At 60.7% G+C, this 10,789-nt stretch carries 6 protein-coding genes, 1 tRNA gene and 3 pseudogenes; 7 read left to right on the forward strand and 3 right to left on the reverse strand.

All coding sequences use genetic code 11. The features are described 5' to 3' along the window. The first annotated feature begins 127 nt into the window (after positions 1–127). From RMO18_RS08195 to RMO18_RS08205, 3 genes are read left to right on the forward strand one after another with little or no spacing between them, the layout of a single operon-like run. Entirely contained in the window at positions 128–607 is a 480-nt protein-coding gene (locus RMO18_RS08195; RefSeq protein ID WP_309665139.1) for a YIP1 family protein, read from the forward strand. Beyond that, entirely contained in the window at positions 607–1,203 is a 597-nt protein-coding gene (locus RMO18_RS08200; protein ID WP_309665140.1) for a Yip1 family protein, read from the forward strand. Before RMO18_RS08195 ends, RMO18_RS08200 begins: the two co-directional genes overlap by 1 nt. Then, positions 1,196–2,416 (forward strand): cysteine desulfurase, encoded by a 1,221-nt coding sequence (locus RMO18_RS08205; RefSeq protein ID WP_309665141.1) that lies wholly within the window; start codon positions 1,196–1,198, stop codon positions 2,414–2,416. Before RMO18_RS08200 ends, RMO18_RS08205 begins: the two co-directional genes overlap by 8 nt. Positions 2,417–2,455: 39 nt before the next feature. Here RMO18_RS08205 and RMO18_RS08210 read toward each other — a convergent pair whose 3' ends face one another. Further along, positions 2,456–4,426, reverse strand: a complete 1,971-nt coding sequence (locus tag RMO18_RS08210; protein ID WP_309665143.1) for a S8 family serine peptidase — start codon at positions 4,424–4,426, stop codon at positions 2,456–2,458. Positions 4,427–4,986: 560 nt separating this feature from the next. Between RMO18_RS08210 and RMO18_RS08215 the strand changes: the two genes are divergently transcribed. Beyond that, a tRNA-Arg gene (locus RMO18_RS08215) sits at positions 4,987–5,063 on the forward strand. Positions 5,064–5,354: 291 nt separating this feature from the next. Here the strand turns inward: RMO18_RS08215 and RMO18_RS21100 are convergent. Then, positions 5,355–5,807, reverse strand: a pseudogene (locus RMO18_RS21100) (alpha/beta fold hydrolase); the annotation flags it as partial. A 416-nt stretch (positions 5,808–6,223) separates the two neighbouring features. After that, positions 6,224–7,663 (reverse strand): annotated as a pseudogene (locus RMO18_RS08220) (IS1182 family transposase). 1,032 nt (positions 7,664–8,695) lie between these two features. On the opposite strand from RMO18_RS08220, the gene RMO18_RS08225 reads away from it, so the two are divergent. From RMO18_RS08225 to RMO18_RS08230, 3 genes and pseudogenes are all read left to right on the forward strand, one after another. After that, on the forward strand, positions 8,696–9,223 hold the full coding sequence (locus tag RMO18_RS08225; RefSeq protein WP_309665145.1) for a hypothetical protein: 528 nt from the start codon (positions 8,696–8,698) through the stop codon (positions 9,221–9,223). Positions 9,224–9,483: 260 nt separating this feature from the next. Next, a pseudogene (locus tag RMO18_RS21105) lies at positions 9,484–9,687 on the forward strand (ATP-dependent metallopeptidase FtsH/Yme1/Tma family protein); the annotation flags it as partial. Between the two features lie 398 nt (positions 9,688–10,085). Then, positions 10,086–10,789: AAA family ATPase (locus RMO18_RS08230; protein ID WP_309665146.1), on the forward strand; the 704-nt coding region annotated here is incomplete at its 3' end.

Here is a 10,789-nt window from a genome sequence, read left to right on the forward strand (position 1 = left end):
CTGCGCAAGCGTTGCTGGTGCTGGCCTTCCTTGCCGAAGCGATCGGCGAGATCGAGGACGAGGCCATAGCCGAAGATATCCGCAGCCGTCTGGAAGGCTGGCTTGACCGGCATGGGCGGGGGTAGGCATGGCGGTGACCACTGATATACTTGCCACATGGGCGCGGCCACGCCTGACGCTGCGCCGCAAACTGGCCGACGGGGTGCGGGATGATCGCGCGCTTGCGGTGCTGATGGGGGCCTGCGCGTTGATCTTTGTGGCGCAATTGCCGGCCTTGTCGCGCGCCGCGCATTTCAACCCCGAAGTCCCGCTGGATGCGCGGATGGGGGGCGCGCTGATGGCGACGATCTTTCTGCTGCCGCCCATCCTGTACGGGGTGGCGGCGATCAGTCATCTGGTGGCGCGGCTGTTTGGCGGCAAGGGCAGCTTTTTCACTGCCCGGCTGGCCCTGTTCTGGGCACTGCTGTGTGTGACGCCACTGATGCTGCTGCATGGGCTGGTCGCCGGGCTGATCGGCAGCGGCATTGCGTTGACGGTGGTTGGTGTCGTGGTTCTGGCGGCGTTTCTGACGCTGTGGGTGCTGTTGTTGACCGAGGCAGAACGCTGATGCCACATCTGATTGATACCTTGGTTGGGCTGGCCCGGCTGTCGCTGCAAGACCCCCGCAAGGGCGCGCGCGCGCTGCTGGACATGGATGTTCCGTTGCCCGCGCGGTCTGCCGGCCTGTTTCTGATGGCTGTTGCCTCGGCCATTCTGATGCATCTGGGGGCGATGCTGCTGCCGCCAACCGATGATGCAGTGGCCAATTTCGTGACCGGCAGCCCGATCCGATCAGCGATCATGCAGTTTGTGGTGCTTGCGGTGTCGGTCGTGTTGATCCACCGGATTGGCCGATTTCAGGGCGGTACCGGCACTTTTGACGATTCGATGCTGATTGTCGTCTGGTTGCAGGTGCTGATGCTGATGTTGCAAGTGGTGCAGCTTGTGGCGCTGGCGGTGTCGCCGCCGTTGGCGGGGATCATCAATCTGGCCGGTCTGGTGCTGTTTTTCTGGCTGATCACCAGTTTCATTGCCGAACTGCACGGCTTTACCTCGCGCAGGGCGGTGTTCGTCGGGATTGTCATCACGATGTTTGCGGTGGCGTTCGTGCTGGTGTTCGTGATGATCCTGATTCTCGGGCCGGAGGCGCTGAGCAATGTTTGATGTGCAGGCTGTGCGCGCCGACTTTCCCATCCTGTCGCGGCAGGTCAACGGCAAGCCGCTGGTCTACCTGGACAACGGGGCCTCGGCGCAAAAGCCGCAGGTGGTGATTGATGCGATCACGCATGCCTATTCGATGGAATATGCCAATGTTCACAGGGGCTTGCATTACCTTTCTACGGTTGCGACCGAAAAGTACGAGGCGGTGCGTGGCAAGATCGCCCGGTTCCTGAACGCTGGCAGTGAAGACGAGATCGTGTTTACCACCGGCACCACCGAGGCGATCAACCTGGTGTCCTACGCGTGGGCCGCGCCGCGGTTGCAGGCGGGCGACGAGATCGTGCTGTCGATCATGGAGCATCACGCCAACATCGTGCCCTGGCATTTCCTGCGGACACGTCAGGGCGTGGTTCTGAAATGGGTCGATGTCGATGCCAACGGCGATCTGGACCCCGAAGCAGTGCTGGCGGCCATCACCCCGCGCACCAGGCTGATCGCGGTGACCCACATGTCCAACGTGCTGGGGACGGTGGTCGATGTTGCCGCAATCTGCCAGGGGGCGCGTGACAAGGGCGTGCCGGTTCTGGTGGACGGATCGCAGGCGGCGGTGCACATGGCGGTTGATGTGCAGGCGATGGGCTGCGATTTCTATGCGGTGACCGGACATAAACTATACGGGCCAAGTGGTTCTGGCGCGATCTTCATCCGGCGTGAGAGGATGGAGGAGATGCGTCCCTTCCTGGGTGGCGGCGACATGATCCGTGACGTGTCGCGCGATGCGGTGACGTGGAATGACCCGCCGATGAAGTTCGAAGCAGGCACGCCCGGCATCGTCCAGCAGATCGGCTTTGGCGTGGCGCTGGATTACATGACCGGGCTTGGCATGGACACCATCGCCGCACATGAGCGGGGATTGCGCGACTATGCCCAGACCCGGCTGAATGGATTGAACTGGTTGAATGTGCAGGGAAATTCAGCCACCAAGGGGGCGATCTTTTCCTTCACGCTTGATGGGGCGGCGCATGCGCATGACATCTCGACCATCCTTGACAAGCGGGGCATTGCGGTGCGCGCGGGGACGCATTGCGCCATGCCGTTGATGACGCATCTGGGGGTTGGCGCCACCTGTCGCGCATCGTTTGGCCTGTACAATACCACTGCAGAGGTCGACGCACTTATCTCTGCGCTGGAGCTTGCCCGCGATCTGTTTGCCTGACGGTTGCGGGGCACTCTGCCCCGCAATAGGGCGCAGCGGTCAGAACCGGAAGGTAAAGGCCAGCGCCCCGCCCGTGTCGGTCACGCCCGCCCGATTGCCGAAGTTGTCGGAATGGGCCAGCGACAGTTTCATTTCCAGCCCGTCCGCCAACGCAGTCTGATAGCTGACCGTCATGTCCATCTGGCGATCTTCCGGGGCCAGATTGATATTGACCGGTTCAAACGCCATCGCAGCGCCTTCACGGTACACCGGCAGATCGACCTGTGTCGTGCCCGACGCCACTGCAACCGGCATCCCGACGCCCAGCGTCAGCCGGTCGCCCTTGGCAAACACATCGCTGCGGCCGATTTTCATCTCGACACTGTCGAACCGCGCCGAAGAGGCATTGCTGAGCGCGGTTGATCCGCCAAGATCGGTGATCCCCATCTCTCCCGACAGGGCAAGAAACGCGGAACCGCCCAGATCCTGCGTCAGGCCCAGCGTCACCGATGCCATCGTCGCACCGCTGTTGCCATCCAGGCTCATCATCTGGCCGTCATCACGCGCGACTTTCAGGCCCATTTCGATACGCGTCGCCCCATCGGTCAGGGCCCGGGTGAAGGTGACGCCCGCACTGCCAGCGCCCGCTTGCGGCACCAGAACCGACGCTTTGGACAACCCGTCCGGGGCATAGAGGTTGACCGTATTGCCGCCAAACGCGGCGAACGGGTCCGACAGTGCCGCCGCTTCGGTGGTCCGTTCCACCGCCAGATTGCTGGCCAGGCTGCGCGACAGAAGTGCCGCCGCGCGCGACCCGGGCTGTGCGCCTGCCGTCAACGCCTCGGCCGGCATCACGAAACCTGCGCTCAAGGCATCTTTTACCATTACGTCGGTGTCGTTAAGCGACATTTCTATTGCGTCGCCAAAGGCGGTTCCGGTCAGCAGCACGGGTTCGTTGGTGCTGATAGTGCCACCTTCCGACAGCGTCATCGTGGTGCCGCCGATCGGTTTCAGCGCGGCCTCGATATCAAGAAAACCATGACCATAGGTGATCGAATAGCCTTTGAAGAACCCGGTCGCCAGTTCCACAGTGTCATCCGGCGTGAAGAACCCGTCTTCTGCAGAGGCCAGCAGCCGCACGCGGAGATCGTGCGGGTCAAGCAACGGGAAGGCTTCGGCCAACAGCGCCAGCGCGCCGGAAATCTGCGGGGCGGCGAAGGACGATCCGGTGGTGAACGCGAAGGTTGAGCCGGATCCGGTGGCCGCATTCCATGAACCATCGGCAATCATGCACCAGCGCGCTGCCTGCAAGCAGGACGACGACAGCAGATTGACCGAACTGACATTGCCGTTGGTAAAGGTGGGCACCCCATTCACGGCGGCAATCCAGCCCGCCTCAAGCGATGGGCGCAGGAAGGGAAGGGCGTCCATGATGCCGGCATTGACCTCGCTTTCGTCATTCGACATCGCGAAGATGACAACGCCTTGAGCTGCATAGGCATCGAGTGACGCCAGATAGGCCTGCCCGGAGGTTCCCGAGAACGTGCTGTTGAACGCAGTCTGGCTTATGGTGATGGTGTTTTCGTTTGCGTCGACATAGCCCCAGCTGTTGTTCCAGGCGACGGCACCTCTGGCGAGTGCCTCCTGGCCAAGGCTCGCGAGATCATCGTCGGTGTCGTAGGTGCCAAACAGCAGGTCCGCGTCCGGTGCCGTACCGACGAAGTTTGCAGAGTTCCCAAGGGCTACCGACGCCACCGAGGTTCCGTGTTCGTTGCCGCCCGTGGAGTTGCTGTCGATCACAACACTTTTGCCCGCAAAGACCGCATGACCCGGCGACATCCGTTCATCTGAGATCGCAATCAACTCGCCATCGCCGGTCACCCCGGCCGCATGGGCAAAGGCTGCACCGGAGGATCGCATTGCATAGACCTGGCCGGTGATGTTCGGGTCAAAGTTGGCCCGAAGCCAGGCAATTGTGGCGGGGGTGTTGAGATAGGCGGAGGAGGCGAGGAGCGCCGCCGTGTCAGTCACCACATTTGCCCCGTTCGCGCCTGCAAAAAACGCATTGAGTACAGCGATATTGACCGGGCCTGGGGCGGCAAACTGCGACAGATACGGCGAAACCGGAGACGTTCCGTCCTCGCCCCCGCCACCACAGCCGGCAAGGAGCGCGATACAGGAAATCGACATCCAAAGGGATGTCCGGCGGGGCAGGCGGGCAGCGCTTGAAACTGGCATCACAACTCCTCACGATTCGGTGAAATAGATACCGGGGGAATTTGTCAAAATTCGTTTTTTCTGTCAGTGACGCTGCGGCATTTAGTCCTGCCGAGCAAAAATTCTGCGGCCGCGCGCTGCCGGAATGCAATTGAAACTCGTGGCACCATGGTCTAAGCACGGCATGCTGCACCCGTAGCTCAGCTGGATAGAGCGCTGCCCTCCGAAGGTTGATGTCAAGGGGCGGTGTCGAAGAAGGAGATAGAAAAGACACGCGTAAACATGACCTTGCGCGCAACATAGATCGCTGGACTTTTGTCTGGTTTTTCGCGTAAGCACTGCGTAAGCAGTTGACGAAAAAATCACGACCCAATGCACCCATAGCTCAGCTGGATAGAGCGTTGCCCTCCGAAGGCATAGGCCGCACGTTCGAATCGTGCTGGGTGCACCAAATTTTCCTTGAAAATCAAAGAATTAACGGTCATTCTTAATGTTATAACTATCTTTCAAAGTTGTGGCTTTGAAGGCGATGATAGCGCCGCGAAAGTAGTTTCGTATCCTGGTTGGTCGATTGCTCAATCTGCGCCGATTGGCGGTATCCCATCCGTCATGTTGTATCGGCGAACGATTGCAAGAGCCCGACCCGATCAGCAGGTGCAATATGTAGCTTAAATCAGCCGGAATTCTATCCAAAGGACTGGGATGCGCCTGAAAGTGCAGGCAGGCGAAGTCAGCAGCCTGGTCAAAGCACTGATCGCTGACTGCGGGACAACAACCGCGAAACGCTCAATCCGGCCCTGATGACATATGGGGGCAGCGAAAGCGAGTAGTGGCCGCAATTCAGCTCCAGAATGCCCGGAGCCGCACCGGCGGTCTGTAGCCTACCGACTAGTTGCCGCGACAGCTCAGGTATCACCACCGTGTCCCTCGTGGCGAAGACAAACTGAAGATCAAGATCGGTTCGCGCCAACTTTTCGGCATAGTTTTCCAGATTGAGCGAGCCCCAGGCGCGCCGAAGGTCGGCCAATCCTACCTCCGCCTCGAGGCTGGCACGTATGTGACGTGTGGCGCGGCCAGTCCAGACCGGATCCGCAAGGCTTCCGGCCGAGAGGAACAGTGCAGCCCTTCTGACTGCAGGATCATGCGCGGCAACCAGTCCGGCAACCCAGGCGCCCAAGCTCATGCCGAGAACCGAAACGTCTGTATACCGGCAGCCTCTCTCCCGGCTTTCAACCCGTCACGGCGAATGCCGTCCGCCCTCTCACTCTCTTGGGGCGTTGCGGGGGGAACCCCCGCTTGAAGGGGTCGCTCGAGACCTCGGCTCGGCCGCAAGGGAAGGCTTTCCCCATCAAAAGTCACCTCAGTGTTAAGTTGCAACGAAGACCATCCAGTTCGCGGCGGTCAGTTGTAGCTGCCATCCCTCGCCTTCCTTGCGCCGGGTCCGCCTTAACGGGTGGAGCGGCTGGGCAGGCATTTTGGGGGGAGGCTGTGTGGAAACTCCGCACAGTTTGCGCGCACATACGCTCGCCGGCCGCGGCGGCGGCCTTTTGAGCCTGGAAACGGCCAGATCATTCTGGCGGGCGCTCGTGTTTGGCGGTTTTGGGCCTATGATCAGCCGGGGATTGCCCTCATCAGCCCCTTGATGCCGATCAGCGAGATCACTCGCTTGATGTTGTAGGCGAGAACGTTCAGTGCAAATTCCGTTCCGACGCCTCGAAGGCGCCGGGTGAGGAAGGGACTGGAACCCATCCAGGCCTTGAGGGTGCCGAAGGGGTGCTCGACTGTCGAACGGCGGACCATCATCGGCGCCGATGTGCTGCGTCGCCGGGCATCGGCTTCCTCGATCAGGTGTGCATGCTCCCAGCGGGTGATCCGCCGTTCCCGGCCGGTCGTGCAGCGGCTCTCGATATCGCAGCCCTGGCAGGCAGTCGTCCAGTAACGCCGCAGCTTGAGACCATCCTCTTCGGTGGTGTAGCGGTAGGTCAGCATCTCGCCGGCCGGGCAGCGGTAGATGTCGGCGTCCACCTCATAGGCGAAGTCGGCCTTCACATAGCGCCCTGCAGACCGGCTGCCGGATGTGTCTGGGCGTGGTACGGTCGCGGTGATGCCGGCCTCGTGGCAGCTGAGGATTTCGCGGGAACTGAAGTAGCCTTTGTCCGCAAGGATGTGCAGATCCTCACGTGTGAGGACTGCCTTTGCCTTCGTTGCCATCGCGGTCAGCTGATGCCGGTCGTGGCCCTGGTTCGTCGCCTCATGCGTCACGATCAGATGGGTCTCGGCATCGACCACGCTCTGGACATTATAGCCGACATGCCCGCTGGGCTGGGCGCGTGTTGCCATGACCCGGGCATCCGGATCGGTCAGCGATATCTGCCCGTCGGGGATATCGGCCAAGGCTTCCTTCACGGCGAGAAGGCGTTCGATTTGTTGCCGGACGCGGCGATATCGGCCGGTCAGATGGGCAGCTCTTTCGGCCCGCACCTCACCGATCTTCTGGCGATCAATCCTGTCGGCCTCCTCGATCTAACGCCCGACCTCGGCCTCCAGACGCGCGAGATTGCTGGCGACCTTGGCTTTGGTGAAATTGCGATCACGGTTGTTAACCGCCTTGAACTTACTGCCATCGACGGCCACACAATCGCCCTTTAGCACGCCAATCCGGCGGCAAAGCTCCACGAACTCAGCGCAGGTCCGGCGGATGGCCGCACCGTTATCGCGCCGGAAATCCTCGATGGTCTTATGGTCGGGCACCAGCCGACCGGTCAGCCACATCAACTCGACATTGCGACCCGCCTCCCGCTCCAGTCGGCGACTGGACGGGATGCGGTTCAGATAGCCATAGATGAAAAGCTTGAGCAGGACGGCCGGATGATAGCCGGGCCGACCTGTCCGCGCCGCTGCATGACGATGGAAGCCAAGCGTCGCCAGGTCGAGTTGATCGACGAAGAGATCGACGACACGAACCAGATGATCTTCGCCGATCCAGTCTTCCAATCGCTCGGGAAAAAGCACCGTCTGATCCCGGTTCACACCCTCGATGAAGCTTGCCATACCTGTCCTCCCCGCCATGCAAAAGTATAACACAAACAAGGGTTTTTACACAGTCTGGGGGGAAAGCGGACGGATGCAGGTGCGGCATCGGTTGTGCAGAATGTCGCGATAGCGGCCATTCGAAGCGGCACCTATGCCTGACCGAGCCGATGGTCAAGGGCGGAAAGCGGACTTTCGGACGTGCAGCATGGCACGTCCATGAACGTTTAATAGCGACCGTTCGCCGCACTGCTTTCGACCGGCAGAAGTATAGAGATCATGGACTGTGAAAAGCCCGAACCTACAGGTGAAGTGCCCCCACTGAAGTGGTCCACCAACTGGGATATGATGATCCCAATTTTTGCCGGATCCGAAGACGGCAGGAAAGCGAGAGAAGCCGAGTGCACTGACGTTTCTGGCCCGTCAGACGCTCATCCTCATCTTGCGATCTAACTCGCGCCCTCTTCCTGTGGCATCTCGGGTGGCGTTGTGTCGGGCGCCTCGTCGGGAGGCACGCCTGGAATTTCAGGTGAAGAAGGTTCGGGCAACTCGGGTGCGTCGGGTGGCATTTCCACCGGCGAGGCGGGTGGCTCTTCGGTCGGCACTTGGCGTGGCGGTACCGCTGACATGCGACGCGTGGGTCGGATCAGCACCAAGCGTGCGCGCGTGCTTTCGCACTGCGCCCGACCGAACCGGAACGGTAAACTCCTTCCCTGCTTGAAAAAGCTCATCTCTATTATCCTCTGTCGCGTTTCATTCATCAACGCCATGATGTGGAACACCTCGACGACTAGACCGCATCAGACACGTTAGGCCGTAACGGGCGGAAGCAGGATTTCATTGCAGACTACCATGGCCTTGCTGGTTGCAGTGTTTCGTTTTCTTCGGGGTGGCCCCGCTATCGGTTTACAGACGACCTGTCACGATCTCCTTTGGAAATGCCGGAAGGGGGGACGCTGGGTTATGCATGAACTGCCACAAAGTAAATGCCGGGCCGCATTTGCCCACTTCCACCTCAGACATATTCACTGATCGCGAATCGCTGTCAGTTCATTGATCTGCATCAATTTCAAGCAGTTCTTTGCAGATTTGACTAACTTTTATGAGGTTTTTAAAGGAGTAAGTCAAATGCTCAAGCGCTCTGCAACCCTGCCGCTTGTCTTTGCCACCTTGGTAGCCTGCGTTCAACCAGCCCCAGTCGTGGTGCAGGACTATGACCGCGTATCGCAGGTCAGCACCGCCGGATATGGCAGGATAATTCAGGTTCAGCCGGTCACAGTGCGACGGATTGCAAACGGCGACCAACTTGTTGGCGCGCTCGTCGGGGGCGTCGCGGGTGGGGTGATTGCCCGTGAGCTTACCGACAACGACCTCTTGACCGGTGCAGGCGCGATCGCTGGCGCAATCGTAGGCGGCAACATCGCATCTCGCTCAAGCACCTACGACTCGCAAGCCTGGACTGTGCGCCTGAACAATGGCCGCATCGTCACAGTTATCCAACAGTCCGACTCCTTACGTGTCGGCATGCGGGTTAAAGTCGTTCAGGGTGAGGACGGTGTTTATCTGCAGCGTATGCGCTAAGGTGCATCTAACTGCTGTTGGCCGAACTGCGCGCCGACGGGATGCTTGTGTCCAGGCAGGGCATCACCCGCAGTCTGATCTGCATCAAGGAAACAAGGATTGGCTTAGCCTATAAGGCAAGTTGCGTCAAAGTCTGGACGCCGGGCAATAGGTCGCACCCGGCACGTTGGGAATTGGAATGCGGCATGGGTAGTCAAGTTGCACCGCCTGAACCGTCGGGACCATCTGACAGGTCGAGACTTTTGTGGCCGCTGGTCATCATGGCAGCTGGGTTCCTGTATTTTTTCTTGCAGTTGCCGCCCCAAGCGACAGCGCCCACGGAAGTGTCCTATAGCGAAATCAAGACATTGATCCGCAATGGTGCGGTGGGCGAGGTCATGCTTGAAGATGCGGCCATTGTCGCAACGCTGCGCCCCCAGACAACAGAAAGCAGCAAACGGGTGCGGGCCATAACCCCCCAGCAACCCGATCCGGCGATCTTGCCGTTGCTGGAGGACAAGGGCGTCATCATAACGGCTGAGGCACCCCCGGTGCCGTCAGTGCTGATCTCGCTCCTGCCGTGGATCTTGATCCTTGCCTTCTACTTTTTGCTGAGCAGGCGGATGACTGGCGGCGGCATCAGCGGCGGCCTGCCCGGTGGGATCGGGGATTTTCTGGGCGGACGGTCGGCCAAACCCACGAAGCCCACGCGCAAGGTAACCTTTGCCGATGTCGCAGGCCAGGACGAGGCCAAGCGCGAAGTGTCGGAACTGGTGGAATTCCTGCGCGATCCTGACCGGTTCCAGAAGGTCGGGGCGACCGTACCGCACGGGGTCTTGCTGATGGGCCCGCCCGCGCCAGCAAGGTCTTGCTGGCGCGGGCGTTGGCAGGCGAAGCAGATGTTCCGTTCTTTTCCACCTCCGGCTCGGAATTCATTGAAGTGTTCGTCGGCGTTGGCGCGGGCCGGGTGCGCAAAATGTTCGAGGAAGCGCGCAAGCAAGCCCCTTCGATCATCTTCATCGACGAGTTGGACAGCATAGGGCGCACTCGGGGCACTGGCCTTGGCGGCGGGAATGACGAGCGTGAACAGACACTGAACCAGATTCTGGCGGAACTGGATGGGTTCAGCCCGCGCGAGGCCGTGGTGGTGCTGGCCGCGACCAACCGCCCCGATGTGCTGGACCCCGCCTTGCTGCGCCCGGGCCGGTTCGACCGGCATGTGACCCTGGAACTGCCCGACAAGCGCGCGAGGCTGGCGATCCTGGATGCGCATGTCAAGGATTTGCCGCTGCGCGCTGACGTCGATCTGGATCAAATCGCCGCGGGCACACCGGGGTTTTCCGGGGCTGACCTGAAAAACCTGCTGAACGAGGCCGCCATCACCGCAGCACGCCGGTCGGCGGCCGACATCACTTCGGCCGATCTGGATGAGGCGCGCGACAAGGTGATGATGGGCACCGTGCGCACGCTGGCGATCCAGCCAGACGAAAAGCACCGGCTGGCAGTGCACGAGGCCGGACATACCGCCGCCGCCTTCTACAACCCCGACGCCGATCCGATCTACAAGGTCACCGTCATTCCGCGCGG

The organism is Tabrizicola sp. (assembly GCF_031377265.1).
Classification (GTDB): Bacteria; Pseudomonadota; Alphaproteobacteria; order Rhodobacterales; family Rhodobacteraceae; genus JAUYQR01.

Excerpts from the sequence above, each read along its gene's own strand:
- RMO18_RS08195 (WP_309665139.1), top strand. The coding sequence starts at position 128 with ATGGCGGTGACCACTGATATACTTGCCACATGGGCGCGGCCACGCCTG.
- RMO18_RS08200 (WP_309665140.1), top strand. The coding sequence starts at position 607 with ATGCCACATCTGATTGATACCTTGGTTGGGCTGGCCCGGCTGTCGCTG.
- RMO18_RS08205 (WP_309665141.1), top strand. The coding sequence starts at position 1,196 with ATGTTTGATGTGCAGGCTGTGCGCGCCGACTTTCCCATCCTGTCGCGG.